This is a genomic window from Janthinobacterium tructae (assembly GCF_006517255.1).
In the GTDB taxonomy this organism is placed as follows: Bacteria; Pseudomonadota; Gammaproteobacteria; order Burkholderiales; family Burkholderiaceae_D; genus Janthinobacterium; species Janthinobacterium tructae.
Map to the genome: position 1 here is coordinate 2,667,356 of NZ_CP041185.1, position 26,045 is coordinate 2,693,400.

Annotated in this window: 25 protein-coding genes; 1 reads left to right on the top strand and 24 read right to left on the bottom strand. The window is 61.1% G+C overall.

What is annotated here, in order from left to right:
- Nucleotides 1-24: 24 nt before the first annotated feature.
- From FJQ89_RS11650 to rpsF, 6 genes are all read right to left on the bottom strand, one after another.
- A complete protein-coding gene (locus FJQ89_RS11650; RefSeq protein ID WP_010400015.1) occupies nt 25-651 on the bottom strand; it encodes a DUF47 domain-containing protein in 627 nt (208 codons plus the stop codon).
- Nucleotides 652-744: 93 nt separating this feature from the next.
- On the bottom strand, nt 745-2,130 hold the full coding sequence (locus tag FJQ89_RS11655; RefSeq protein ID WP_071076107.1) for a replicative DNA helicase: 1,386 nt from the start codon (nt 2,128-2,130) through the stop codon (nt 745-747).
- A gap of 135 nt (nt 2,131-2,265) precedes the next feature.
- The gene (rplI, locus tag FJQ89_RS11660; protein WP_034783456.1) at nt 2,266-2,721 is read right to left on the bottom strand and encodes a 50S ribosomal protein L9; all 456 of its coding nucleotides are present in this window, start codon (nt 2,719-2,721) and stop codon (nt 2,266-2,268) included.
- Nucleotides 2,722-2,748: 27 nt separating this feature from the next.
- Nucleotides 2,749-3,039, bottom strand: coding sequence for a 30S ribosomal protein S18 (gene rpsR / locus FJQ89_RS11665; protein ID WP_010400024.1), 291 nt, complete (start codon nt 3,037-3,039; stop codon nt 2,749-2,751).
- A 15-nt stretch (nt 3,040-3,054) separates the two neighbouring features.
- Nucleotides 3,055-3,363, bottom strand: a complete 309-nt coding sequence (gene priB / locus FJQ89_RS11670) for a primosomal replication protein N (protein WP_071322552.1) — start codon at nt 3,361-3,363, stop codon at nt 3,055-3,057.
- Nucleotides 3,364-3,383: 20 nt separating this feature from the next.
- A complete protein-coding gene (rpsF, locus tag FJQ89_RS11675; protein WP_034750499.1) occupies nt 3,384-3,773 on the bottom strand; it encodes a 30S ribosomal protein S6 in 390 nt (129 codons plus the stop codon).
- A 276-nt stretch (nt 3,774-4,049) separates the two neighbouring features.
- On the opposite strand from rpsF, the gene lexA reads away from it, so the two are divergent.
- On the top strand, nt 4,050-4,685 hold the full coding sequence (gene lexA / locus FJQ89_RS11680; RefSeq protein WP_035821024.1) for a transcriptional repressor LexA: 636 nt from the start codon (nt 4,050-4,052) through the stop codon (nt 4,683-4,685).
- Between the two features lie 65 nt (nt 4,686-4,750).
- On the opposite strand, the gene FJQ89_RS11685 is transcribed toward lexA, so the two are convergent.
- The 18 genes from FJQ89_RS11685 to FJQ89_RS11770 all read right to left on the bottom strand — a co-directional run bounded on the left by FJQ89_RS11685 (nt 4,751) and on the right by FJQ89_RS11770 (nt 25,717).
- A complete protein-coding gene (locus tag FJQ89_RS11685) occupies nt 4,751-5,992 on the bottom strand; it encodes a cystathionine gamma-synthase family protein (protein ID WP_141170296.1) in 1,242 nt (413 codons plus the stop codon).
- 43 nt (nt 5,993-6,035) lie between these two features.
- On the bottom strand, nt 6,036-7,559 hold the full coding sequence (gene purF, locus FJQ89_RS11690) for an amidophosphoribosyltransferase (RefSeq protein ID WP_071076105.1): 1,524 nt from the start codon (nt 7,557-7,559) through the stop codon (nt 6,036-6,038).
- A gap of 38 nt (nt 7,560-7,597) precedes the next feature.
- On the bottom strand, nt 7,598-8,086 hold the full coding sequence (locus FJQ89_RS11695) for a CvpA family protein (protein ID WP_101482258.1): 489 nt from the start codon (nt 8,084-8,086) through the stop codon (nt 7,598-7,600).
- 20 nt (nt 8,087-8,106) lie between these two features.
- Complete coding sequence (locus tag FJQ89_RS11700) at nt 8,107-9,105, bottom strand: SPOR domain-containing protein (protein WP_141170297.1); 999 nt, start codon at nt 9,103-9,105, stop codon at nt 8,107-8,109.
- 24 nt (nt 9,106-9,129) lie between these two features.
- Nucleotides 9,130-10,428, bottom strand: coding sequence for a bifunctional tetrahydrofolate synthase/dihydrofolate synthase (gene folC / locus FJQ89_RS11705; protein ID WP_141170298.1), 1,299 nt, complete (start codon nt 10,426-10,428; stop codon nt 9,130-9,132).
- Between the two features lie 108 nt (nt 10,429-10,536).
- Nucleotides 10,537-11,409: an acetyl-CoA carboxylase, carboxyltransferase subunit beta gene (accD, locus tag FJQ89_RS11710; protein WP_010400390.1), complete on the bottom strand. Its 873-nt coding sequence runs from the start codon at nt 11,407-11,409 to the stop codon at nt 10,537-10,539.
- Nucleotides 11,410-11,606: 197 nt separating this feature from the next.
- A complete protein-coding gene (trpA, locus tag FJQ89_RS11715) occupies nt 11,607-12,404 on the bottom strand; it encodes a tryptophan synthase subunit alpha (RefSeq protein ID WP_141170299.1) in 798 nt (265 codons plus the stop codon).
- An 86-nt stretch (nt 12,405-12,490) separates the two neighbouring features.
- Nucleotides 12,491-13,741: a tryptophan synthase subunit beta gene (gene trpB / locus FJQ89_RS11720; RefSeq protein ID WP_141170300.1), complete on the bottom strand. Its 1,251-nt coding sequence runs from the start codon at nt 13,739-13,741 to the stop codon at nt 12,491-12,493.
- Nucleotides 13,734-14,417 carry a phosphoribosylanthranilate isomerase gene (locus FJQ89_RS11725; protein ID WP_141170301.1) on the bottom strand — a complete coding sequence of 228 codons (684 nt, stop codon included), beginning with the start codon at nt 14,415-14,417 and terminating at the stop codon, nt 13,734-13,736. The genes trpB and FJQ89_RS11725 overlap by 8 nt, the downstream gene beginning before the upstream one ends.
- A gap of 21 nt (nt 14,418-14,438) precedes the next feature.
- Nucleotides 14,439-15,269: a tRNA pseudouridine(38-40) synthase TruA gene (truA, locus tag FJQ89_RS11730; protein ID WP_116745200.1), complete on the bottom strand. Its 831-nt coding sequence runs from the start codon at nt 15,267-15,269 to the stop codon at nt 14,439-14,441.
- A 146-nt stretch (nt 15,270-15,415) separates the two neighbouring features.
- Nucleotides 15,416-17,890 carry a motility hub landmark protein FimV gene (locus FJQ89_RS11735; protein WP_423245204.1) on the bottom strand — a complete coding sequence of 825 codons (2,475 nt, stop codon included), beginning with the start codon at nt 17,888-17,890 and terminating at the stop codon, nt 15,416-15,418.
- Between the two features lie 261 nt (nt 17,891-18,151).
- Nucleotides 18,152-19,279, bottom strand: a complete 1,128-nt coding sequence (gene asd, locus FJQ89_RS11740; protein WP_141170303.1) for an aspartate-semialdehyde dehydrogenase — start codon at nt 19,277-19,279, stop codon at nt 18,152-18,154.
- A gap of 45 nt (nt 19,280-19,324) precedes the next feature.
- On the bottom strand, nt 19,325-20,395 hold the full coding sequence (gene leuB / locus FJQ89_RS11745) for a 3-isopropylmalate dehydrogenase (RefSeq protein WP_141170304.1): 1,071 nt from the start codon (nt 20,393-20,395) through the stop codon (nt 19,325-19,327).
- A gap of 11 nt (nt 20,396-20,406) precedes the next feature.
- On the bottom strand, nt 20,407-21,054 hold the full coding sequence (gene leuD, locus FJQ89_RS11750) for a 3-isopropylmalate dehydratase small subunit (protein ID WP_096237214.1): 648 nt from the start codon (nt 21,052-21,054) through the stop codon (nt 20,407-20,409).
- A 51-nt stretch (nt 21,055-21,105) separates the two neighbouring features.
- The gene (locus FJQ89_RS11755) at nt 21,106-21,228 is read right to left on the bottom strand and encodes an entericidin A/B family lipoprotein (RefSeq protein ID WP_141170305.1); all 123 of its coding nucleotides are present in this window, start codon (nt 21,226-21,228) and stop codon (nt 21,106-21,108) included.
- A 68-nt stretch (nt 21,229-21,296) separates the two neighbouring features.
- Nucleotides 21,297-22,700: a 3-isopropylmalate dehydratase large subunit gene (gene leuC / locus FJQ89_RS11760; protein WP_141170306.1), complete on the bottom strand. Its 1,404-nt coding sequence runs from the start codon at nt 22,698-22,700 to the stop codon at nt 21,297-21,299.
- Nucleotides 22,701-22,976: 276 nt separating this feature from the next.
- The gene (locus FJQ89_RS11765; protein ID WP_141170307.1) at nt 22,977-24,884 is read right to left on the bottom strand and encodes a chemotaxis protein CheA; all 1,908 of its coding nucleotides are present in this window, start codon (nt 24,882-24,884) and stop codon (nt 22,977-22,979) included.
- A complete protein-coding gene (locus FJQ89_RS11770; protein WP_141170308.1) occupies nt 24,884-25,717 on the bottom strand; it encodes a protein phosphatase CheZ in 834 nt (277 codons plus the stop codon). Before FJQ89_RS11770 ends, FJQ89_RS11765 begins: the two co-directional genes overlap by 1 nt.
- Nucleotides 25,718-26,045 lie beyond the last annotated feature (328 nt).

The following is a 26,045-nucleotide window of genomic DNA, read 5'->3' on the forward strand; positions in this document are numbered from 1 at the left end:
TCTGGTTCAGGACAGGCCCAACGCTTACGCGTTTTCGACGATGATGCCTTCGATAATATTGGACACATCTTCGCAACGGTCGGTCACGGTTTCCAGAATTTCGTAGATCGCTTTCAGCTTGATCAGGTTACGCACGTCCGGTTCGTCGCGGAACAGTTTGGACATGGCGGCGCGCATCACATGGTCGGCGTCCGATTCCAGGCGGTCGATCTCTTCGCAGATGGCGACGATCTTGCGCGAGTTGTCCATGTTGTGCAGCATGGCGACGGCGTCGCGCACTTTTTCGGTACAGGCCAGCACCAGTTCGGCCAGGCGCTTGGCTTCCGGCGTGACGGCTTTCAGGTCGTACAGCGAGACGGTTTGCGCCGCATCTTCCAGCAGGTCGAGGATGTCGTCCTGGCGCGTGATCAGCTGATGGATGTCGTCGCGGTCGATCGGCGTGATGAAGGTCTTGTGCAGCATTTCCACGGTGGCGTAGGTGACTTTGTCGGCCTGTTTCTCGATGCTTTCGATCGCATGCACGCGGTTTTCCAGGTCATCGAAATTGGTCATCAGGCCGAGCATTTCTTTAGCGCCCTTGACGCACAGTTCCGCGTGCTGGTTAAACAATTCAAAAAACTTGCCCTCAGTGGGCATCAAGCGTCCAAACATGTCATTCTCCGTTAAGCATTGAGTCGTGTTATTTACTACAGAAAGCCGCCCCGTATGAGGGGGCGGCCAATGGAATATCAGTGCTGCTGAGTCTTAGTCGCCTTGGTAAAGCGCCAGGCCACCACTGTAATTGCCAAATTTGGTGTACTGCCCCATGAAGGTGAGGCGGATGCTGCCGATCGGACCGTTACGTTGTTTACCGATGATGATTTCGGCCGTTCCCTTGTCTGGCGAGTCGGGGTTATACACCTCATCACGGTAAATGAACAGGATCACGTCGGCATCCTGTTCAATAGCGCCCGATTCGCGCAAGTCCGACATCACGGGACGCTTGTTCGGCCGCTGTTCCAGCGAGCGGTTCAGCTGCGACAACGCGATCACGGGACAACCGAGTTCTTTCGCCAGGCCTTTCAAGCCCCGTGAAATCTCGGAAATCTCCGTGGCGCGGTTATCGCCCGGGCTATTGGCCGACATCAGCTGCAAGTAATCGACGATGATCAGGCCCAGCTTGCCGCATTGACGCGACAAACGGCGCGAGCGGGCCCGCAATTCGATCGAATTCAAGGCCGGCGTTTCATCGATGTACAACTGGGCGTCGTTCATCTTTTGAATCGCATTCGTCAGGCGTGGCCAGTCTTCGTCGTTCAGGCGGCCCGTGCGCAGACGGTGCTGGTCGAGCTGGCCGACGGAACCGAGCATACGCATGGCCAGCTGGGCGCCGCCCATCTCCATCGAAAACACGGCCACGGGCAAGCCGCTGTCGATGGCCACGTTTTCGCCGATGTTGACGGAAAACGCCGTCTTGCCCATCGAAGGACGGCCCGCCACGATCACCAGGTCGCCCGGCTGCAGACCGGAGGTCATGCGGTCGAGGTCGATGAAACCGGTGGGCACGCCCGTGATTTCACTCTGGTTGTCGCGGCTGTACAGCTCGTCGATACGCTCGACCACCTGCGTCAGCAGGGGCTGGATGGCGGTCCAGCCCTGGGCGCCGCGCGCGCCTTCTTCGGCGATGGCGAAAATCTTCGATTCGGCCTCGTCAAGCATCTGCTTGACTTCCTTGCCTTGCGGGCTGAAGGCCGTGCCGGAGATATCGTCGGCGACAGTGATGAGTTTGCGCAGCACGCCGCGGTCGCGCACGATCTCGGCATAACGCCGGATGTTCGCGGCCGATGGCGTATTTTGCGCCATGGCGTTCAGGTAAGCGAGTCCGCCCACATCATCGGCCTTGCCGAGCTGGGTCAGGGTTTCAAAAACAGTAATGACATCGGCCGGTCTGGAGCCGTTAATCATCTTGACGATTTGCTCGAAGATGATGCGATGGTCATAGCGATAGAAATCCTCCGCATGCATGAAGTCGGCGATGCGGTCATATGCTGCATTGTCGCGCAACAGACCACCGATAACGGATTGTTCTGCTTCGATCGAATGCGGCGGAATACGGAGGGAATCCAGTTGCGGATCAGAGGGGGCGTTCATGGCGCGAATTATACCCGCTTCGGCGTGCTGGCAAAAATAAAGGGCTGAAATTGAGCGAAAAAAAGGCCACAAAAAAGCCGGGCGAACCCGGCTTTTCATCGTGCGGCAATGCTTGCGGGCCAGGCCCGCAGACAATTACGCGTTCGCGTCTGGTACGACAGCGATAACAACTTCCACGACCACGTCGGTGTGCAGAGCAACCGAAACGTTGTGCTCGCCAACGATCTTCAGCGGGCCGGTAGGCATGCGGATTTGTGCTTTTTCAACAGCAAAACCTTGCTTGGTCAGCGCTTCAGCGATGTCGAAGTTGGTGACGGAACCGAACAGACGGCCATCAACACCAGCTTTTTGAGCAACTTGAACGGTCAGGCCGCTCAGTTTTTCGCCCTGGGCTTGCGATGCGGCCAGTTTGGCGGCAGCAGCTTTTTCCAGTTCGGCGCGCTTGACTTCGAATTCAGCCACAGCGGTAGCCGTGGCACGACGTGCCAGGCGTTGCGGGATCAGGAAGTTACGTGCGTAACCGTCTTTGACTTTGACGACTTCGCCGAGGTTACCGACGTTAACAACTTTTTCTAACAGAATGATTTGCATAGTTCTTCTCCAGGAATATCTGACCGATTAAGCGTGGTGCAGATCGGTGTATGGCAGCAGCGCGAGGAAGCGAGCGCGCTTGATTGCGGTGTCGACTTGGCGCTGGTAGTGCGCTTTGGTACCGGTCAGGCGTGCTGGCATGATCTTGCCGTTTTCTTGGACGAAGTCTTTCAGCGTGTCGACGTCTTTGTAGTCGACTTGCTCAACGTGAGCTGCGGTGAAGCGGCAGAACTTCTTGCGTTTGAACAACGGGTTTTGCTGTTTGCGTTTTTCTTTAAGCTTGAGCTTATTTTTGTCGAACTTTTTACCGAATGCCATGTCAGGCTCCTGTATCTAAAATGCGCTAGTCGGGGTGACTGCACTAAAATCAATGATGTGAAACACCAAACTCTTGCTGTTGCGGCTCTTCCTGGCCAGGAAACCCGTGAACTGATACACCCCGCCCAAGCTTGCCTGACTGAACCGGCCTGATATTTCGCCAGCGGCTAGCGCGGCAACATCAAACTCGGTCAAACGGGCAATCCCTGCTTCCATCTGCTGCGAACTGTGTTGCAATACTGCATTCACAATCGGCAGCCCTGCCGGGGTATAGCGCAATATTTCGCGCTCGGCAATGATGGCGGTTACTTGTAGCTGGTTCAGCGCACGATCCTGGTCAAGAATTAAGCTGCTGCTGCGGCAGGAGCGGCTGCTGGTGCTTCGGTGCGGTGGCTTTTGGCCGCGTCTTCGCGTTGTACCGATTTCATCATCGGCGAAGGTGCTGTTTCAGCTTTCTTCATTTTAACGGTCAGGTGACGCAACACGGCATCATTGAATTTGAATGCTGTTTCCAACTCGACCAGGGTCTCGTTGTCGCATTCGATGTTCAGGCAGATGTAGTGTGCTTTAGGCAGCTTTTGGATCGAGTAAGCCATTTGACGGCGGCCCCAATCTTCCACGCGGTGAACCGAACCGCCGCGGGTGGTTACGCTGGCTTTGTAGCGTTCGATCATCGCGGGCACTTGCTCGCTTTGGTCCGGATGGACGATAAAGACTATTTCATAATGACGCATGCAAACTCCTTCAGGTCGGATTGATAATCGCCCACCCCGGCGTCAAGACGGGTGTGGGAAGGTCAGCCGAAGATTATAACCGCCTTTTGCAAACGTTTCAATCATTCCTTCAACAAGCGGCCCGCGCACGGAGCAGGCCAGGCGCTTTTTCCTGCCCATTCCAGTATTTCGCACGAAATTCGCGCAAATAACCGAAATCCCCTTGCATAGTGGGCGATACTGTACAAAAATACAGACTGTTCATATAGACAGCATTTTAGTATGCACCCACCGCTCATGATCAAGCTGACAGCACGACAAGAACAAATTCTGAACCTGATCAAGGACGCGATTGAAAACACGGGTTTTCCTCCCACCCGTGCCGAAATCGCCAATGAACTGGGTTTCAAATCGGCCAATGCGGCCGAAGAGCATTTGCAGGCCCTGGCCCGCAAGGGCGCGATCGAGATTTCGCCTGGCACCTCGCGCGGCATCCGCCTGATCGGTGCGGCAGCCGAAGCAGCGCCATCGAAGGTGCCGGCAGCGCTGCTGATGTCGCTGCCCCTGATCGGCCGGGTGGCGGCAGGCTCGCCCATCCTGGCACAGGAAAACCTGGAAGCGAGCTACAACGTGGACCCGGCCCTGTTCTCGGCCAAGCCCGACTTCCTGCTGAAGGTGCGCGGCTGGTCCATGCGCGACGCCGGCATCATGGATGGCGACTTATTGGCCGTCAAGAAGGTCGACAGCGCCAAGAACGGCCAGATCGTCGTGGCCCGCATCGGCGACGAAGTCACCGTCAAACGCTACAAGAAGACGGGTTCCGTCATCGAACTGCTGCCGGAAAACCCCGACTTCAAGGTCATCACCGTATCGCCGGAAGATGAGTTCGCCCTGGAAGGCCTCGCGGTAGGCTTGATGCGCAGCTGGCATTAAACCACCGCAGGTAAAAAGGGCCGCAACAGCATGACTGTTGCGGCCCTTTTCATTTGTCCGCCCGCTTAGGCATCGAGTGCCTGGCGGAAATCCTCGAGCAAATCGGCTTCATCCTCGATACCCACCGACACGCGGATCAAGGACTCGGCAATGCCCATGCTGGCTCGGCGCTCGGCACCCATCTCATAAAAGATCGTGTGAGCGACGGGAATGACCAGGGTGCGCGTGTCACCGAGGTTGCTCGCTGGAATAGCCAGATTCAGGCGATTCAGGAAATCGAAGCAATCGATGCCATCTTTTAATTCAAAGCTGAACAGCGAGCCATAACTGCGGAACAAGTCCGTCGCCAGCGCGTGCTGCGGGTGCGACGCCAAGCCAGGGTAATGCACGGCCGCCACGCGCGGGTCGGCGACCAGCATGCTGGCCAGCGCCAGGGCATTGGAACAGGTGCGGTCCATGCGCAAGGCCATGGTTTCCGCGCCGACGGCGATATGGTGCGCCGCTTCCGGACCCAGCGATGCGCCGAAATCGCGCAAAGCCTTGGCGCGGATTTGCGCGATGCCCCACTGCGCCGGCGCCGCTTTTTTATAATTGTCGAAAATGTTCGGGTACTGCGTCCAGTCGAACACGCCCGTGTCCGTCAAGCTGCCGCCCAGCGCATTGCCGTGGCCGCCGATGGATTTCGTCAGCGCATTGACCACCAGGCCCGCGCCCACCGCTTTCGGGCGGAACAGATAAGGCGTCGTCATGGTGTTGTCGACGATGTACAAAATGCCGCGTTCCTTGCACAAGGCACCGATCTTTGCCAGGTCGGCGATCTGCGTGCGTGGATTGGCGATGGTTTCCACGAACACGATGCGCGTGGCCGGCGTGATGGCGGCCGCCACATTGGCCACCTCGGTGGCGTCGACGAACGAGACGGCGATGCCCTGCCCCGTCACCGTCTGCCACAGGCTGTTGGTATTACCAAACAAAAAGGCCGACGACACCACATGGTCGCCCGCGCGCAGCAGCGACTGCACCACGGCGCCGATGGCGCCCATGCCGGTGGCGAAACACAAGGTGGCCACGCCATCTTCCATCTTGTTGACCTTGTCTTCCAGCGCGGACACCGTCGGGTTACCCTGGCGGCCGTAGCGAAAGCCCGGCTCCTTGCCCTGGAACACGGAAGCGAGCTGGCGCGCGTCGCTGTAGCCGAAGGCGACGGAGGTGTGCACAGGCTTGTGCAACGAGCCGTGCTCGATACCCTTGCGGCGGTCGTTATGCAGGATGGTGGTGGTAAAGCCGTAGTTTTTTTTATAGTTCATGATCGCGGAGAAAAAAAAGCCCGGCATCGGCCGGGCAGGTTACTTATGCTTCTGTCGTCGCCAGGTTCAGGTTCAGCTGGGAACGTGGCGTATCTTCCGGCGCTGCCGCCTTCGGATGGTGGCGCGCATATTCCAGGCGGTCCAGATATTCCTGCGACACGTCGCCCGTCACGTACACGCCATCGAAGCACGAAGCCTCGAAGTTCGTCAGTGCCGGATTGACGTCGGCAATCGCCTGCTTCAATGCGCCGATATCCTGGTACACCAGGTAATCGGCCGTGATTTCGCGGCACACTTCTTCCGTCGTGCGGCCATAGGCGATCAGCTCATCGCGCGTCGGCATATCGATGCCGTACACGTTCGGGTAAATCACCGGTGGCGCGGCCGAGGCGAAGATGACTTTCGTCGCGCCCGCTTCGCGCGCCATCTGCACGATTTCACGGCTGGTGGTGCCGCGCACGATGGAATCGTCGACCAGCAACACCACCTTATCCTTGAATTCGGACGGGATCGCGTTGAGCTTCTGGCGCACGGATTTCTTGCGCGCCGCCTGGCCCGGCATGATGAAGGTACGGCCGATGTAGCGGTTCTTGATGAAGCCTTCGCGGTATTCGAGGTTCAGCGCCAGTGCCAGCTGGATGGCGGCAGGACGCGAGGAATCGGGAATCGGCATGACCACGTCGATATGCACGTCCGGCAATTCGGCACGGATCTTTTCAGCCAGGTATTCGCCCATTTTCAGGCGCGTGGCGTACACCGAGGCGCCGTCGATGACGGAGTCGGGACGGGCCAGGTAGACGAATTCGAACACGCAGGGATTCAGGCTGGCATTGTCGGCGCACTGAGCGCTGTGCAATTTCTTGTCGGCATCGATGAAGACGGCTTCGCCGGGACCGATGTCGCGCACGAAGCGGAAGCCCATGCCTTCCAGGGCCACGGATTCGGAGGCGATCAGGTATTCGGGGCCTTGCTCCGTTTCATTGATGCCCAGGCACAGCGGACGGATGCCGTGCGGGTCGCGGAAGGCCAACAAGCCCACGCCGGCGATTTGCGCCACGGCGGCGTAGCCGCCCTTGACGCGGCGGTTCAGCACGGTGATGGCCTTGAAGATGGCTTCCGGGTCCAGGTTCAGGCCCGTTGTCGCTTCCTGGATTTCATGCGCCAGCACATTGAGCAGCACTTCCGAATCGGAATCGGTATTGATGTGGCGGCGGTCATTTTTGAACATTTCCTGTTTCAACTGTTCCCAGTTGGTCAGGTTGCCATTGTGCGCCAGGGTGATGCCGAACGGCGCATTCACATAAAACGGTTGTGCTTCCTCTTCGCTCGACGAACCGGCCGTCGGGTAGCGGCAATGGCCGATGCCCGTCGTGCCTTGCAACGAACGCATGTTGCGCGTACGGAAGACGTCACGCACGAGGCCATTGGCTTTGTGCATGGAAAACATACTGCTGTGATTGGTCGCAATCCCTGCCGCGTCCTGACCGCGATGTTGCAAGAGCAACAATGCATCATAGAGCAATTGATTGACAGGTTGATGGGAAACGACGCCGACGATGCCACACATGGTGTGCTCCTAAACTGTGCTACTGATTTTAAAAAAATTCAAAATTTCACATGCTGCGCGTAAGCGGCAGGCAGATAAGGCTTGATGGCACGCGCGCCCTGCTCCGCGAGCGGGCTGAGCAACGCATTTTTCCAGAATGACTGCTGCGGTATGGAAGTCATGCCGCACAAGATGACGGTGGTCAGCACGATCACCAGGCCGCGCGCCACGCCGAACAGGCTGCCCAGAGTGCGGTCGGCCAGGCTCAGGCCCGTCACCTTGACCAGTGCGTCGACCGTCATGGACAGCAATCCCATCAAAATGCGTACGCCGATGAACAGCACCACGAAGGCCAGCAACAGGCGGACGGCTTCGCCCGGCACGGCTTCCGGCAGGAATTTCGCCAGGGTGGCGCCATACGCGTTGGCGATGACGAACGCCACGATCCAGCTGACCAATGACAGTATTTCCTTGACCAGGCCGCGCATCATGCTGATCAGCACGGACGTCACCAGCACGAACAGCACCAGGTAATCGAAGATCGTCACGTCCGTTCAGCCTTGCAACATCACGCTGGTACCAGACTGCCGCCCAGGCCCAGCTTCTGCAGCTTGGCGCGGGTCTTTTCGGCGTCTTCACGGCTGCCGAACGGGCCCACGCGCACGCGGATGCGCTCGCCCGCCGGGCTGGAGACTTTCTGCGTATAGGACTTGATGCCCGCTTCGCGCAGCTTGTCCTGCAATTCATCGACCTTGTCCTGCGTCGCCAGGGCCGCCACCTGCACCACGAACTTGCCGCTGCCGGCGTCGTGTGCCTTGTCTTGTGCTTTCTCTTGCGGCTTGTCCAGCGCCTTGCCTTCCAGAATCGCCATGGCGCGCGCGGCATCGTCGGCCGATTGCGCCGGCTTGGCAGGCTTGGCTTCCGGTTTTACCTCATGCTTGGGTTCCGGCTTCGATTCCACCTTGACCTCGTGCTTCGGTTCCGGCTTGGTTTCGTGTTTCGGCTCAGGCTTCGGCTCCACCTTGACCGGTTTGGGCTCAGGCTTGGGCTCGGGTTTCGGTTCCACATAGGCCGGCTTGGCAGGCGCAGGCTGGACGGCGGCCAGCACGGGCGCAGGTACCGCTGCTGGTGCCGGCGTGGGCTTGGCCGCTGGCGGCAGGGGCGCGTCGATGATTTCCTCGGACTGGTCCAGGCCATTGTGCGCAGACGCCTGAGCGGGCGCGGCCGGCACGGGAGCGGGCACAGGCGCAACGGCCTTTTCTTTCGACGGAATGTCGATGGCGATATCGTTGAAAGGCGCTTTCGGCTCGGAATCGAGCAGCATCGGCAAGCCGACAGCCACACCCAGGGCCAGGGCGATGGCACCGACCAGGCGGCGGCGGGCGCGCTTCTTTTCAGGCAAGACCGGGTCCGGCGCTTCCTTGCCGCCACGGCGCGAACCGCCGCCACCGGAGGTGTTGGCGGCGCGCTTGCGGGTCGGCGACTGTGCTTCGCCAGGGACATAAAAGCCGCTGTCTTCGCCAGAGGATTCTTGCTTGTTTTTAAACAGTTTCGAGAACAAGCCCATGCGTGATTTTCAGTCGAGTGCGTTTCAGTGAAGTGAGGATTTTCTGGCCTTCATCACGCCGGCAACGGTGAGGAAAGAACCAAAGACCACAATTCTATCATTCTCACCGGCCCGGCTCATTGCATTTGCAAAAGCTTGTGCCGGATCATCGAAAATAGACACAGTATGCTCGCTGCTGTCGGGCTTATCTTCGAGCATGATCTGCACCTTGGCGGCCAGCTCGGAAGCCGTGGCCGCGCGCGGCGACGGCAAGCCCGCCAGGCACCAGTGGTCGACGTGTTCGCTCATCGCGGCCAGCACGCCATCGATATCCTTGTCGTGCATGGAGCCGAACACGGCATAGGTGTACGGGTGAAACCCCATGTTGCCCAGGTTCTGGTTCAGCGCCGCGGCCGCGTGGGGGTTGTGCGCCACGTCGAGGATCACGCTGGGGCGGCCCGGCAAGACCTGGAAGCGACCCGGCAATTCCACCGTCACCAGGCCCGTGCGCACTTCCTGCGCGCCCACGGGCAGTTTCAGCCTCAGCACTTCCAGCGCGGCCAGCACGGCCGTCGCATTCAGGATCTGGTTGGCGCCGCGCAAGCTCGGGTAGGCCAGCGAATTGCGGCGCTGCTCGCGTCCGCCGTAGTTCCACTGCTGCTTGTCGCCCGAATAGTTGAAATCACGGCCCATCAGCCACAGGTCGGCGCCGATGGCGGTCGCATGGTCGATCAGCGACTGCGGCGGCACGGGGTCGCTGCAGATGGCCGCCTTGCCCGCACGGAAAATACCGGCCTTTTCAAAGCCGATCGCTTCGCGCGTGTCGCCCAGGTAATCCGTATGGTCGATGTCGACGCTGGTGACGATGGCCACATCGGCGTCGATCACGTTGACGGCATCGAGGCGCCCGCCCAGGCCCACTTCCAGGATGGCCACGTCCAAGTTGGCTTGCGACAGCAAATACAGGATGGCCAGGGTGGTGAACTCGAAATACGTGAGCGGCGTGTCACCGCGCACGGCTTCGACGGCATTGAAGCTGGCAACGAGCTGTTCGTCGCTGGCCATCTCGCCCAGCACGCGCGCGCGCTCGTTAAAATCGAGAAAGTGCGGCTTGATGTACAGCCCCACTTTGTAGCCGGCACGCAACAGCACGGATTCCAGCATGGCGCAGGTGGACCCCTTGCCATTCGTGCCCGCCACCATGATCACGGGGCAAGTAAACGCCAGTTGCATGCGTGCCTTGACGGCTTGCACGCGATCCAGGCCCATGTTGATCTGGGTTTCCGAATGGCGGGTTTCCAGCATGGCGAGCCAGTCTGGCAATGACGTAGGGAGGTTTTGCATGGGAGACTTCTTGAAGGATGCGATGCGCAAGGCGCAGAAGAGATATAACGAGGCAGGACGATGCAGGTCGGGTTAGGCCAAAGACCGTAACCCGACGCCAGCGGCAAATTAAGCCAGCACTTCCACAGCCTGGTTTTGCAACAAGGCCAGCAGACGCGCGATTTCTTCGCGCATCTTGCGGCGGTCGACGATCATGTCGACGGCGCCCTTGGTGACGAGGAACTCGGCGCGCTGGAAGCCTTCCGGCAGTTTTTCGCGCACGGTGTTTTCAATCACGCGCGGGCCGGCAAAGCCGATCAGCGCTTTCGGCTCGGCGATCACCACGTCGCCCATGAAGGCGAACGAGGCGGACACACCGCCCATGGTCGGGTCGGTCAGCACGCTGATGAATGGCAATTTCTTTTCCGACAGCTTGGTCAGCATGGCCGTGGTTTTCGCCATCTGCATCAGCGACAGCAAGCCTTCCTGCATGCGCGCGCCACCGGTGGCGGTGATGCAAATGAACGGCACTTTCTGTTCCAGCGCGATTTGCGCGCCGCGCACGAAGCGCTCGCCCACGACGGAGCCCATGGAGCCGCCCATGAATTCGAATTCGAAACACGCGACGACGACTGGCAAGCTCATGATGGCGCCCCCCATGACGACCATCGCATCCGTCTCGCCCGTCGCTTCCATGGCGGACTTCAGGCGGTCCGGGTATTTCTTGCTGTCCTTGAACTTCAGGGTATCGACAGGCAGGATTTCCTGGCCGATTTCATAGCGGCCGCCCGCGTCGAGCAGGCTGTCGAGGCGCTCACGCGCGCGGATGCGCATGTGATGATCGCATTTCGGGCACACGTGCAAATTCGATTCCAGGTCCGTACGGTACAGCACGGCTTCGCACGACGGGCACTTGACCCACAGGCCTTCCGGCATGGTCTTGCGCGCGGCGGCATCAGAACGCTGGATGCGCGGTGGCAGCAGTTTTTCCAACCAACTCATATTTTCTCCTTGGGCCCTTGTAGGGGTAGCGTCGGTGGACGCCCCCGGCAGACGGTAAACGGCGACGCCCCGCAGGGTGCCACCAAAAATTTTATCTATTGCACAATAACAGGCAAATCAGTGGCCGAAGTGTAGCCGTTTATCGCCGGGCTGTCGAACTTTGCCGTCAACGCATCTTGCGTAAACGGCAAGCTTGCTCAGGCATCCAGGGCGGCGCGGATGCCTGCCGTAAAGCTGCGCACGGCGTCCACGGCGCCGCCTTCCGGCGCATTTTCTATCTCCTGGATGATGCGGCTGCCGATCACGACGGCATCGGCCACCTTGGCAACGGCCTTGGCCGTGGCGCCATCGCGGATGCCGAAGCCCACGCCGATAGGTAATTTTACATGCTGGCGGATGGCCGCGAGACGTTCCGCCACCTGTTCCGTATCAATGTTACCGGCGCCCGTGACGCCCTTGAGCGACACATAATAGCTGAAGCCGCCGCCAACCTTGGCCACTTGCGCGATGCGCTCTTCGGTCGAGGTGGGCGCCAGCAGGAAGATCAGGTCGAGGCCGGCTTCGCGCATGGCGGCACCAAACTCCTCGCACTCTTCCGGCGGATAGTCGACGACGATGGCGCCATCGGCGCCGGCCGCTTGCGCGGCGGCAATGAAGGCGGCGCTGCCGATACGCTCGATGGGATTCGCATAGCCCATCAGTACCACGGGCGTCGTCTGGTTCGTTACGCGGAACTGGCGTACATAGCCGAACACATCGTGGATGCCGACGTTGAATTTCAATGCGCGCTCGCAGGCGCGCTGAATGACGGGGCCTTCGGCCATGGGATCGGAAAACGGTACGCCCAGTTCCAGTATGTCGGCGCCGCCCTCGACGAGCGCGTGCATCAGGGGCACGGTGGCGTCAGGGCCGGGGTCGCCGGCGGTAATGAAGGTGACCAGGCCGGTCTTGTTGTTGGATTTTAAGTTGGCAAAGGTGGCGGCGATACGGGACATGGATAGCTTTCTTTATCGGTGGGAGATGTCGGCTTACGCGCTGGCGCGCTAAGCCGACCTACGCGTTATTGAAAATTGACAGTTATTTAACTGAAATTCAATCCCATGCGCTCCGCCACGGTATGCATGTCCTTGTCGCCACGGCCCGACAGGTTGGCCAGCACGATCTGGTCTTTCGGCAAGGTGGCCGCCAGCTTGGCCGCGTAGGCCAGCGCGTGCGACGATTCCAGGGCGGGGATGATGCCTTCGATATGGCAGCAGTCGTGGAACGCCTGCAGCGCCTCGTCATCCGTGATGGACACGTATTGCGCGCGGCCCAAGTCTTTCAACCACGCATGTTCCGGACCCACGCCGGGATAATCGAGGCCGGCCGAGACGGAATGCGTCTCGATGATCTGACCGTTTTCATCCTGCAACAGATAGGTGCGGTTGCCGTGCAGCACGCCCGGAAAACCGGCCGCCAGCGAAGCGGAGTGCTTGCCCGTATTCAATCCTTCACCGGCCGCTTCCACGCCGATCAGTTTTACATCCTTCTGGTCGATGTACGGGTAAAAGATGCCCATGGCGTTCGAGCCGCCGCCGATGCAGGCGACCACATAGTCGGGCTGGCGGCCCGTCATTTCCGGCATCTGCACCAGGCACTCCTCGCCGATCACGGACTGGAAGTCGCGCACCATCATCGGGTAAGGATGGGGTCCGGCCACGGTGCCGATGATATAAAAGGTGTTTTCGATGTTGGTGACCCAGTCGCGCATGGCTTCATTCAGCGCATCCTTGAGGGTCTTCGAGCCCGATTCGACCGGTACGACGGTGGCGCCCAGCAATTTCATGCGGTACACGTTTTGCGCCTGGCGCTTGACGTCTTCGCTACCCATGTAGACCACGCATTCGAGTCCGAAGCGGGCGCAGATGGTGGCCGTGGCCACGCCGTGCTGGCCCGCGCCCGTCTCGGCGATGATGCGCGGCTTGCCCATGCGCCTGGCCAGCAGGGCCTGGCCGATCACGTTGTTGATCTTGTGCGCGCCCGTGTGGTTCAAGTCTTCGCGCTTGAAATAGATTTGTGCGCCACCGGCCATCTCGGACCAGCGCTTGGCGTGGTAGATGGGCGATGGACGGCCGACGAAGTGCTTGAGCTCATAGCGGAATTCTTCGAGGAATTCCGGGTCAGCGCTGTAGCGCGCATAGGCGTCTTTCAGCTCGTCCAGCGCGTGCGTGAGCGTTTCGGCAACAAACGCGCCGCCGTACGGGCCGAAGTGGCCGCGCAGGTCGGGAAACGGATAATCGGTGGCGTGGAACAATGCGGCGGCGGCGCCGGGCGCTGTGGTGTGGTCATTCATGGTGGTTTCCTCTGGCAATGATGGCATCGGCATCCTGCACCGCGGCGATAAACGCGCGGACACGGGACGCGTCCTTGATGCCCTTGGACGCTTCGACACCACTGCTGATGTCGACGGCGTAAGGGCGCACGCGCACCACTGCGTCAGTCGCGTTTTGTACGCTCAAGCCACCACTTAAAACGACCCGAGGCGCGAGTTCTTCTGGAATGAGGGACCAATCGAATACCTTTCCTGCACCGCCATACGCATCCACATAGGTATCCAGCAAAAGGCTGGCAAACAGGGGACTGGCGGCGCGATAGCGCTGCTCGTATTCTAGCAAATCTTCACGGGAGGTGTCAGGTTTGACGCGGAACACTTGCGTAAACGGCGTATTGACGGCCCAAGCGAGCGCCGCGCTGTGTTCCGGTGTCTCGTCGCCATGAAATTGCAGCAGAGATAACGGCGCCACGGCCCTGGTGGCCCGCACTTCTTCCACGGTGGCGTTGACGAACAAGCCCACCGTCGTCACGTAAGGCGGCATGGCGGCGATCAGGGCCGCCGCCTGCTCGGGCGTCACGTAGCGGGGGCTTTTCGGATAAAACACGAAGCCGATGGCGTCGGCGCCCGCCGCCACGACCGCCTGTATGTCTTCGGCGCGGGTCAGGCCGCAGATCTTGATGCGTGTGCGTGGCATGTTATTCCTTAAGGTAAGCCGTCAGAACCAGGGCAAGGCGCTGCTGCTGTCTTGCGGCAACTCCCACTTGGGGTCGTAATCGATCTGCGCCAGGTACAAGCCGTCCGGCATGAAGGTGGGCGCGGCAGCATGGCGATCTTTACTTTCCAGCAAGTGCCCCAGCCATTCCGGCTTTTCGCGCCCCGTGCCGATGTAGACGAGCGAGCCGACCAGGTTGCGCACCATGTGGTGCAAAAAGGCATTGGCCGTGATGGTAAAAATGACGCAATCGCCGCGCCGCTCGATGCGGATGTCGTGCATCAGCTTGACGGGCGACTTGGCCTGGCATTGCGCGGCGCGGAAGGCCGTGAAGTCGTGCCAGCCCAACAGCGGCTGCACGGCCTGGCGCATCAGTTCCACGTCCAGCGGACGGAAAAAGAAGCCGGCGCGCCCTTCCACCAGCGGCGAACGGGTGGCGTTGTTGTACAACACATAATGATAGGTACGCGCGCGCGCACTGAAGCGGGCGTGGAAGAAATCGTTGACGGTGGGGTCACCTTCGAGCTCCTTGGCCCAGCGCACGGCGATCGATTTCGGCAGGAAGGCGTTGACGCCGCGCACCCACGAGTGCACGTCGCGGTTCAGTTCCGTATCGAAATGCACCACTTGCTCAAGCGCATGCACGCCCGTGTCCGTGCGGCCGGCGCAGGTGGTGGCCAGGCGCACGCGGGCAAACTGCTCCAGCGCGTTTTCCAGCTGGTCCTGCACCGTCTGCCCATCTTCCTGTTTCTGGTATCCATGCCAGGCCGTGCCGTCGTACTGCAGGCCGAGGACGATACGCTTGAATGGGGTTGCTGTCGTAATATTTTGCATCCAAGCATTATACCGACGCAAAGGCGGCCCCGCCTTCCGGCCACGCAAGCGCCTGAGACGGCGTTCAGGGCAAGGCGCGCGGTCGAAGACAGTACGAATAGTACGGCGAGACCGTGCAACGCAGCCATGGACGTCGTATCAGGTGCTTAGCCCAGCAAAGCTCTCATCGTATTCGCCTTCGCAACCTGCTCTTCGCTGCCGCCTTTGATGACCTCGTCGATCAGCTCACGCGCGCCTTCCTTGTCGCCGATTTCCTGGTAAGCGATCGCCAGGTCCAGCTTGGTATCCATTTCCATGTGGATGGCCGACAAGGGGTCATCCACGCCCACGCTGGCCGTCTTGCCATCGTTGAGGTCCAGGTCGATGCCGGACAGGTCGAATTCTTGTGCCGGCGGTATGGCTTCCGGCAAGGTCGCTGGCGTTTGCGCATCGTCAAACAGGCTGTCGATGGACGACTCGGCCGTCGCGACGGGCGCGGCAGCGGGCGCCACCGGCTCGTCGAGGTCGAAATGGGCCAGGTCCACGTCTTTCAACGGGTCAGGCAAAGGCGTCAAACCGGCGCCCAGGCCATTCACGGGGCCGGCTGGCGGCTCCAGGTCGAGGCCGAAATCCATGCTGGCATCATACTGCGCCTCCTGCGGAGTGGACTGCGGCTTGCTGTCCGGCCCCGGCATGACGATCGGGTCGCTGGTGGAAACGGGCTCGAAATCGAGGCTGTCGAGGTCAAAATCGAGGGGGGCGCGTGCATCGCGGGCGCTCACCGAGGAAACCGGCTCTGCCGGCGCCAGGTCAGCCGATGGGGCAGGCAGATCGTCGGGCAAGTCCATGCTCTGGCCATGCAAGTCGTCGCCGGCGCCCTTGCTCAGGCTGACGACGGCATCGTCTTCCGTGTCGCCATACAGGGGATTGGTGGGATCGAGCGCCAGGCCCAGCGCGGCCGCCTGCGGCCACTCTTCGCCCTGGCCACGCGTCAGGCTGTAGAGCTCGCTGGCCTGGTCTTCAAACGCGCGCACATCGCTGCGGGCCGAATAGATTTCCAGCAACTTCAAGCGGGCCGCATGGCGCTCGGGGTGGATGCGCAAGGCTTCCTTGAGGATATCTTCCGCCTGGCCATCGCGGCCGTAGGCAATATACACGTCCGCTTCGGCGACGGGGTCTGTTTCATTCGCATCGAGCATGCTGGCGCCCGCTGCGGCAGCCACGCCGGCTGCTGCGGCGGCGCCCGTACCGAACAGGTGGTTGCTCGCTTCGGACTGCTGCTCTTCCGGCGCCAGGCCCGATGGCGGCGTCACCGGCGCTTCCGGTTCAAGCACGGGCGCCACGCTCTCTGGCGCAGGCGGCGCGTCCTTGCGGCGGCGCGCGATCACCAGCGCAGCCACGGCGGCCAGCAATGCGGCCAGGCCGATGCCGATGGCCCCCAGGTGATCATTGATCTTGTCGGTGATGGTCGGCTCCAGCGGCGATGGTTTTCTCACCAGCGGCACCGGTTTCGCCTTGGGTACGGGAGGCAGGGCTTCGGCCGGCGCGCTGGCGACGGCGCTGGCCGCTGCACTGGCCGATGCGCTGGCAGCGGCCTCGGCCGGCTTGGCGGGCGCGGGAGCGCTCTTGTCGGCCATGGCCTTGCTCTTGACCGCCATCAACTTTTCCAGGTCGCTGACGTTCTTTTCCAGCTCCTTGACACGGGCGGCCGCTTCATCGACCTGCTTCGCCTTGGCAATCTTGTCTTCCTCGCTGGCGACGGCGCTCTTGCCGGCCGACTTGGCCGCCGGCTCCGCCTTCGACAGTGTCAGCTTGTCTTGCGATTCGCTCACGGCCGTCGGCTTTTCCTGGACCTTGGTCGCGCCGATCTTGCCAGCCGTGCTTTGCGTCGCCTGCGCCGCCTTGGCCGGCTTGCTTTGCGATACCTGACCCGCCAGCTTGTTGCGGTAGGCTTCGAAATCGATGGCGTGCGCCGTCACGACGCCCTTCGCTTCGGCCGCGTCGGTGGCGCGCACGGCATCCGCCCCCGGTACGGCCAGGATGCGCCCCGCCTGCATGCGGTTCATGTTCTCGCCCCTGAAGGCATCGGGATTGGCGCGGTACAGGGCGACGAGCATCATGTCGAGCGACACGCCCGATGGTTTCAGCTCGCTGGCGATGCGGCTCAGGGTGTCGCCCGCCCTGACCTTGTATTCGCCCGCCGCCTTTTTCGCGGCCGGTGCCGTATCAGCTGCGGTCGGCTTGCCCTTGCCTGGCTGCACGGGCGCCGTCACTTGCGCGCCGCGCGTCTGGCGCGTTTCGGGCGTATCGAGCACGAACGCATATTCGCGTACTTGCCGGCCATGCTTGCCGCTCAACTCCAGCAGCAAATCGACCAGCGGCTCGGTCAACGGCTGGGCCGAACTGATACGCACGAAAGGCTTGCCATTGCGCGTCTCGATGGCGAAGGTCAACGCATTCAAGGCGGGATTCAAATCCACCACGGCCTGGCGGTAGGCGTCGGGCGGGGCCAGCTTTGCCAGCAGCGACGACGCTTCGTCTGGTTTGACCGCCGTCAATTCGATTTCGGCGCGCAATGGCTGGCCGACGGCGGACAGCACGGTAATCTTGCCCAGCTCGGCTGCGGATACCGCCGGTGACAACAACACCGCACAGGCGACAGCGCTGCTGAGTGTTTTAATGGCAAGGGAGGCGACCCGGGGACGAGTATGTACAGGCATAGTTGGCGGCATCTTAGTTGACATGGGAAAACTGTTACTTTTCCAGAGGTATCAACATATCATCATGCCCAGAGCTATGCAAGCTCCGCATGGTTGAGCCTTGACGGGCTCAGGGCGAAAAAAAAGCCGGGAAAACAGCCCCGGCTTGATCTGCATCAGCGATTGATTGCTGAATTATTGCTGTTACGCGTCGAGCAAAATACGCAGCATGCGGCGCAGCGGCTCGGCCGCGCCCCACAGCAATTGGTCGCCCACGGTGAAGGCGGACAGGTATTCGCCGCCCATGCTCATCTTGCGCACGCGGCCGACGGGAATCGTCAGGCTGCCCGTGACGGCTGCCGGCGACAGGTCGCGCACGGACGCTTCGCGCGTGTTCGGGACCAGCTTGACCCATTGATTGTTGCTGGCGATGATGTCGTTGATTTCATCGAGCGGCACGTCTTTTTTGAGCTTGATGGTCAGCGCTTGCGAATGGCAGCGCATGGCGCCGATGCGCACGCACAGGCCGTCGACAGGAATTTCTTTGGTGCCAAAGTCGATGCCGCGGCCGAGGATCTTGTTCGTTTCCGCGCCCGCCTTCCACTCTTCCTTCGACTGGCCGTTGCCCAGGTCCTTGTCGATCCACGGAATCAGGTTGCCGGCCAGCGGCGCGCCGAATTGCTTGATTTCATCCGGGGAATAGCCGTGCTGGGTGGCCAGCACCTGGCGGTCGATTTCCAGGATGGCGGAAGCGGGGTTGTCCAGCAGCGCCTTGACGGAGCTGTTGATGGTGCCAAATTGCGTCAGCAGTTCGCGCATATGCTGCGCGCCGCCGCCCGATGCCGCCTGGTACGTCATCGACGTCATCCAGTCGATCAGGTCGTGCTGGAACAGGCCGCCCAGGCCCATCATCATGCAGGAAACGGTGCAATTGCCGCCGATGTAATTCTTGACGCCCTTGCCCAGCGCATCCTTGATGACGTGCAGGTTGACGGGATCGAGCACGATGACGGCGTCTTTTTCCATGCGCAAGGTCGAGGCCGCATCGATCCAGTAGCCATTCCAGCCGCTGGCGCGCAGCTGCGGGAAGACGGCGCTGGTGTAGTCGCCGCCCTGGCAGGAAATGATGATGTCGCACTTGGACAGTTCGGCGATGTTGTTGGCATCCTTGAGGATGGTTTCATTCTTCGCCATGGCCGGCGCGGCGCCGCCCGTGTTCGAAGTGGTGAAAAACACCGGTTCGATGTGGGCGAAATCGCCCTCTTCCTGCATGCGCTGCATCAGGACCGAACCGACCATACCGCGCCAACCTACCAAGCCAACTAATTTCATTACCATTCCTCAAGATGAGACGGCGACTGCCGTCATTAGACTATTTTATCCCAGTGCTTTTACAACTGCATCACCCATCGCCTCGGTACCGACTAATGTCGTGCCCGCTTCATGGATATCGGCCGTGCGCAAGCCCTGCGCCAGCACTTGCTTGACGGCAGCCTCGATACGGTTTGCCTGCTCTTCACGATTCAGCGAATAGCGCAGCATCATGGCGGCCGACAAAATCGTCGCCAGCGGATTGGCGATGCCCTTGCCCGCGATATCGGGCGCCGAACCGTGCGACGGCTCGTACAAGCCCTTGTTGTTGGCATCCAGCGAAGCGGACGGCAGCATGCCGATCGAGCCCGTCAGCATGGCGGCCGCGTCCGACAAGATGTCGCCGAACATGTTACCGGTCACCATGACGTCGAATTTCTTCGGCGCCCGCACCAGCTGCATGGCCGCGTTATCGACATACATATGATCGAGCGCCACGTCCGGATATTCCTTGTGCACATCGATGACGATGTCTTTCCAGAACTGGAAGGTTTCCAGCACGTTCGCCTTGTCCACGCTGGTCAGGCGCTTGTCGCGCTTTTGCGCCGCCTGGAAAGCCACGTGGGCGATGCGGCGGATTTCGCCTTCCGCATAGCGCATGGTGTCAAAACCTTCGCGCTGGCCCTTGAACGGACCGTCCGGGCACTCGCGCACGCCGCGCGGCTGGCCGAAATAGATGTCGCCAGTCAATTCGCGGATGATCAGGATATCGAGGCCGGAGACCACTTCCGGCTTCAGGGTCGAGGCGCCCGCCAGTTCCGGATACAAAATGGCCGGACGCAGGTTGGCGAACAGGCCCAGGTTCTTGCGCAAGCCCAGAATCGCCTGCTCGGGACGGAACTGGCGCTCCAGGCTGTCGTACTGGTAGTCGCCGACGGCGCCGAACAGCACGGCATCAGCCGCTTTCGCCAGCGCCAGGGTGGCTTCCGGCAGCGGGTGACCATGGGCCGCATAGCCGGCGCCGCCCACGGGTGCCGTTTCCAGCTCGAACGATTCGCCCAGCACGTTCAACACCTTGACGGCTTGCGCGACGATTTCAGGACCGATGCCGTCGCCGGGTAAGATTGCAATTTTCATATTTTTATCGATCAAATGACGTTGGCGAGCCACGGTTGGCTATTCAAATGGCGCTCTTCGAAGGCGCGGATATCGTCGGCATGGCGCAGGGTCAGGCCGATATCGTCGAGGCCATTCATCAGGCAATACTTGCGGAAGGCGTCGATCTCGAATGGATACGAGACGGAACCATTGCTGGTGCGCACGCATTGCTGCTCCAGGTCCACCACCAGCTTGTAGCCGGGGAAGGCCTTGACTTCATTGAACAGGTGCTCGACCTGGCTTTCCGACAGCACGATGGGCAGCAAGCCGTTCTTGTAGCAATTATTGAAGAAGATGTCGGCGAACGAGGGCGCGATGATGGCGCGGAAGCCATATTGATCGAGCGCCCACGGCGCGTGTTCGCGCGAGGAGCCGCAGCCGAAGTTCTTGCGCGTGAGCAAGATCGAGGCGCCCTGGTAGCGCGCCTCGTTGAGCACGAACTCGGGGTTCAGCGGGCGGCGGCTGTTGTCCTGGCCCGGTTCGCCATGGTCGAGATAACGCCATTCGTCGAACAGGTTGGGGCCGAAACCGCTGCGGTGGATCGATTTCAGGAATTGCTTCGGGATAATCGCGTCGGTGTCGACGTTGGCGCGGTCCAGCGGGGCGACCAGGCCTTCGTAAATCGTAAATTTATCCATGCTGTTTCTACTCGGTAGGACGGGCGGCGCTATGCGCCGGCACGTCACGGTTTATTTTCCGCCGGCGCCAGTGACGACCTGGCCGACTTTCTGCACATCGCGGCCGATGCCGGAGACGGTGTTGCAGCCGGACAGGACGACGGTGACGATGAGGAGGGCGAAGAGTTTTTTCATGATGATTTCTTGATAGTAAGTAAGGGACCAGAAACGCTAGTGTACGCCAGCGGCGCCGGTCCCTGCCCTCATCGCAAGCCCCGCACGTCGACAAAGTGGCCGGCGATGCCCGCCGCCGCCGCCATCGCGGGTGACACCAGGTGGGTACGGCCTCCCTGCCCTTGCCGGCCCTCGAAGTTGCGGTTCGAGGTCGAGGCGCAGCGTTCGCCCGGCTCCAGACGGTCCGCATTCATGGCCAGGCACATGGAGCAGCCCGGCTCGCGCCACTCGAAACCGGCATCCTTGAAGATGCGGTCCAGTCCCTCGCGCTCGGCCTGGTCCTTGACGAGACCGGAACCGGGTACCACCAGCGCCAGGGTGACGTTCGAGGCGCGGTACTTGCCGCGCACCACGGCGGCCGCCGCGCGCAAGTCCTCGATGCGCGAATTGGTGCAGGAACCGATGAAAACCTTGTCGATGCGGATGTCTTCGATGGCGGTATTCGGTTTCAGGGCCATGTAGACCAGCGCCTTTTCCATCGCATCGCGCTTGACGCTGTCTTTTTCCTGGTCTGGATCGGGCACGCGGCCATCGATACCGACCACCATCTCGGGCGATGTGCCCCAGGTCACCTGCGGCACGATGTCTTGCGCGTTGAGGGTGACGACCAGGTCGAAGCGGGCGCCCGGGTCCGAATGCAGGGTGCGCCAGTAGGCCACGGCGCGTTCCCAGTGCGGACCGGCCGGCGAAAACGGACGGCCCTTGACATAATTGATGGTGGTGTCGTCCACGCCGATGATGCCGGCGCGCGCGCCCGCCTCGATGGCCATGTTGCACACCGTCATGCGTCCTTCCATCGACAGGGAGCGGATGGCCGAGCCGCCGAACTCGATACAGTAACCGGTGCCGCCAGCCGTACCGATCTTGCCGATGATGGCCAGCACGATATCCTTGGCCGTCACGCCGGCCGGCAAGGCGCCGTCAACTTGCACCAGCATGGACTTGGATTTCTTTTGCAGCAAGGTTTGCGTGGCCAGCACGTGTTCCACTTCGGACGTGCCGATGCCGTGCGCCAGCGCGCCAAAGGCGCCGTGCGTGGAGGTGTGCGAGTCGCCGCAGACGACCGTCATGCCGGGCAGGGTCGCACCCTGCTCAGGGCCGATCACATGCACGATACCCTGGCGCTTGTCGTTCATGTTGAAGTAGGTCAAGCCGTAATGCTTGGCGTTCTTGTCCAGCGTTTCCACCTGCAGGCGCGAGACCGGATCGGCAATGCCGTCGATGCGGCTGGTGGTGGGCACGTTATGGTCGGCCACGGCCAGGTTGGCGGAAATGCGCCACGGCTGGCGGCCCGCCACGCTGAGACCATCGAAGGCTTGCGGGCTGGTGACTTCGTGCAGCAGGTGCCGGTCGATATACAAAATTGTCGTGCCATCATCTTCGGCCCGAACAACGTGGGATTCCCAGAGTTTGTCGTAAAGCGTCTTCATCATGATTTATGCAGCGTTGCCACAGCCTGTTTAAGTGATCTGTCGTACTGATCGAAGGGATCGGCAATGATTATGCCATATATTGTGCAATGCAGAAGCAAAAGCCGCCCCAGCGTGGAATGGGCGATACAAAATTCGGCCTGCCTTGCGGATATGGTTAAAAAATTGCTGATACGAAAATCCGCCAAAATGCCGGCGGGGCGAATAAAAATCGAAAAAAATCGAAAAAAAAGCCCGCTGCAGAGGTCTGCAGCGGGCTTGGTGTGCTTGCCGGTGTTTCTAGGCAGCCATGCGCACACTTCCCCTGCAACCATCCATCAGGAACGATAGGCCTACGACCAGCACCAGCTCGCCCTCGGCCGAGCGGGCGGTACCGGTAATGCCTTCCACGGTGATGGCCGTCATCGGCTTGATCACCAGGTCGGCCGTACCGTCGACGGCTGCCACGGCGAGAATGTACGGCTGTGGCGCAGCGACAACAATGCCCACGCGTTCGCTGCACGATTCGTATCCCAGGGCGCCGGCCAGCGAGCGCACGGGCAATGGACGGCCCTGGTCTTTCAGCACGGGCGCGCCGCCCACTTCCATGAAGGTTTCCGGCAATTCGACGACGCGCTGCACCACTGCCATCGGCAACGCCAGCGCGGCGCCCGAGGTGGACACCAGCATGGTCGGCACGATGGACAGCTCGATCGGCAGGCGGATGGCGAACTTGGTGCCCTTGCCCAGCGTCGACTCGATGTGGATGGCGCCGCGGTTTTTCTCCACGGCCGTCTTCACCACGTCCATGCCCACGCCGCGTCCGGAGACGCTGGATGCGACTTCCTTGGTCGAGAAGCCCGGCAAGAACACCAGCTGGAAGCATTCGTCGTTGCTCAATTGCGCGTTTTCGCTGATCAAGCCCTTTTGCTGGGCCTTGCTGCGCAGGAAGGCCGGGTCCATGCCCTTGCCATCATCCTGCAGCACGATCATGACACTGTTGGCTTCCTGCCAGGCCTTCAGCGAAATATACGATTTGGCGGGCTTGCCAGCGGCCAGGCGCGCTTCCGGCGATTCGACGCCATGGTCGAGCGAATTGCGCAGCATGTGCACCAGCGGATCGTACAGGCTGTCGACCACCACGCGGTCGACTTCGGTCTCCGCGCCCTCGATGGTCAGCTCGACATCCTTGCCCAGGTCTTTTGCCAGCTCGCGCACCAGGCGCGGGAATTTCTGGAACAATCGGCCCACGGGCTGCATGCGCGTGGCCAGCGTGGCCCGCTGCAGTTCCGTCGAGTAGCGCGACGCGCGTTCCAGGGTTTCCGCCAGGGTCGCCATCAGGGTGGCGGCCTGGCCTTCGAATTTAAATTGCAGCAAGCGCTCAAGCAGCACGGCAGCCTGGTTAGCGGCCTGTACCGATTCTCCGGCCACTTCCAGCAGCGCGTCGAGCTTGACGGCGTCAACGCGGATACTGTCTTCCTTGACGGGCGCGGCATGACGCACTTCCGGACGCTCGTCGCGGCGTTCCGCGCCATCCCAGGCCTTGGCGGCCGGCTTGGCAGCGGCAGCAGCGGCAGCGGCAGGCGCGGCGGCCACGGCTGCAGGTGCAGGTGCAAGTGCAGCGGCGACGGCGGAGGCCGCTGCGGCAGCGATCTGGCTGCCCGCCGGCACGACGGCGTTATACATGCCTTCCCAATCCAGGCCATCGGCGCTGGCGGTAGCTGCGGACACGGCGGCAGCGGCTGGGGCCGCCACGACCACCTCGGCAACCACTACGGCGACTTCCGCCACCACGGCGGCGGCCGGCGCGTGTGCGTCCATACCCTTGCCTTCGATGGCGTTCGTCAGGATGTGTTCCAGCTCTTCCGGCATGGCCGGCAAGCTTTCCGGCGCGGCACCGTTGGCCAGTTCCGTCAGCTGGTCGGCGACGAAACCGGACGCTTGCAGCGCCGCCTCGATGGCGATCGGGGTCACCGGCGCGGCGCCCGTGCGCAGGGCGTCGAACAGGTTTTCCGTCAGATGGCAGGCCGCCACCAGTGCGGGCAGGCCCATGAAGCCAGCGCCACCCTTGATGGTATGGAAGGAACGAAACACGGCATTCAGTGTTTCCTTGTTGTCAGGATCACGCTCGAGGCGCAATAAGTGCTCTTCAACATTAACCGCAAGATCCATCGCCTCAACGACGAAATCCTTGAGCATATCGTCCATTAGAATCCCAAATCCGCAAGAAGGTCGTCTACATTATCCTGGTCCAGTGCCACCGACGGCACGGATGGGCCCTGCATCAGCGGCACCGGCTTTTGCGCCAGTTTTTCGCGCACTTCGGCCGGCGCGTTGTCGCGCAGAAGCTGGGCAAGCTCGTGCTCCACCGTCTTGGTGATGTTGACCACTTTTTTGATCAGCTGACCCGTGATGTCCTGGAAGTCCTGCGCCATCATGATTTCCAGCAAGCGCGCTTTTTCCGCTTCCGTTGCCTCGGCAACGGCTTGCGCGAACTGGCGCGAATCGCCGGCCAGGGCCTTGAACTCTTCCAGGCTCAGCTTGCCATCGAACAGCGCCGTCCAGCGGCTGTCCATGTCCTTGGCTTTCTTCGACAGCACATCTTGCGCCGGCATGCCTTCGTCGAGCGTATTCAGAACCTTGTTGGCGGCCTGTTCCGTCAGAGTGGCGACATATTCCAGGCGGTCCTGTGCGTCGACGATCTGCGATGACGCTTCCGTCAACGCCTTGTCGTAGCCCAGTTCGCGCAGGGAATCGTGCAGCAGGCGCACGATGCCGCCCAGGCGTTCGAACATCGGCTTGTCGGACTGGTCAACAGGATCGGCCGCTTCGCCAGGCACGCCTGCCGTTGTCGCAGGTGGCGCTTCCGCGGAGGCTGGCGGCACAGCGGCGCTGGCCGACACCGAATCGAACAGCGCGTCAAAATCGTCGTCCGCGATCACGGCTGCGGGCGCTGCGGCAGGCGCGGGCTTGGGAGCGGCCGCACTTTGCGCAGATACTTCATCGAATAATGCATCGAAATCATCAGCGGCGTTGGTCATATCCCTGCTTCTCCATAATTTGTCAAAATTCCGCCTGAACTGTGCGTTTTACAGACTGATACCCACAATTTCTCGATTAAGATGATTTGAGGCAATACCGCTGCGATGGTGCGAGTGTAGCAGGGCGCCGCCCTGTTGGTAAATCTCAAAACGCGCTTCCCGGTGTAAAGCTGGCCCACAAGAGCTTTTCCGTGGGGAAATAAGTGTTCCTGCTGTTGTATTTTGAAATACTACCATTGGCATGCGTGCAAGAGCACGCGGCGCACAAGAAATCCTGCTCGCGGGCGGCTGCGCAACAGTGTCCATGCCTATCGTTGCGGCTAAAACA